The sequence below is a fragment of the Sporomusa sp. genome (assembly GCF_057736855.1).
The window spans coordinates 372-1300 of record NZ_JBYKYF010000460.1 but is presented as its reverse complement, the minus strand read 5'-3'; the positions used below and the strand labels follow the sequence as shown (position 1 = coordinate 1300).

The 929-nt window shown below is 44.2% G+C and carries 2 protein-coding genes; both read right to left on the bottom strand.

Annotated elements, in window-relative coordinates; translation table 11 throughout:
- The coding region (locus tag AC29Z1_RS17635) for a lysine 5,6-aminomutase subunit alpha TIM-barrel domain-containing protein (protein WP_488272742.1) at positions 1 to 729 on the bottom strand (729 nt) is incomplete at its 3' end.
- On the bottom strand, positions 710 to 929 hold a 220-nt coding region (gene oraS / locus AC29Z1_RS17630), incomplete at its 5' end, for a D-ornithine 4,5-aminomutase subunit OraS (protein WP_488272741.1). The genes oraS and AC29Z1_RS17635, both read right to left, overlap by 20 nt.

Sequence of the window (929 nt, the reverse complement as noted above, 5' to 3'; positions counted from 1 at the left end):
CATGGTATTTATAGCGTGCTGCACCAAAAGTTCTGGCATTACTTTCCATCCATATTTTGCAGTCGCATTTGCGTTGTGAGCTCCGTCAATTTGGAGCATGTCAGCATCTGCCATAATCTTTTTGGCAACTGCCGCATCCACAAAAGAGCGAACCATATTTACATTTCTATACAAAACGTTATACTGTGGGTCCTGATGAGCGCCGTTTACTCCCTCTTCCGCAAACATTACAGCTATTTCAGGCCCTGCAATTCCACTGACATATGAATGAAAATTTATAGGTCTTCCTACTTCATCCTCAATCAAATCAAGAGCTTTTCTCGTCGCTCTAACTTGTTTGCGGGTGATTGGGACTCCTCCCACTCCCTCAGGAGTTCCTTCTATCAATCCGTCAAAATGGCTCTGCCCCAAAGTCCTTATCACCATTATGTGGTCTGCACCGTGCCATGCCGCCATTCTCATTCGCCTTATGTCGTCTTCAAATCTTCCTGAAGCAATTTCAGTGGTGATCACGCAGTCTGGTTGCGGGTCAATATTTCCAAAATACTTTGCAGCAGGCAGTGGAATGCTATTTTTCAATGGCTCAGAGACCTGGTAATACTCAAAATCTCCAATTTTGCGCCTTCCTACCCCTTCCCTCCAGTGCCATCCTCTTCTTCTAGGAACATATTTGTCAAGGTCTTTTAAAATCTCTTCTATGTCAATCTTTTTATCTTTCTCCAGCTTCATTCTCTCTCGCCTCCCTCGCAATCTCATCCAACACATCTAGATACTGGCCATTTGCAAGGCCTCTTCCTGCTGTGAGATAGTCTGTTTTTGCTCTTTCTGCCACCTTGAGCACTATATGCCCTGCTCCCTTTGAAAGAAGCCCTCTTTCCTCAATTCTATTGACAATTTCCTTAGCTTCAATGCTGGAAAATCCCATTCTC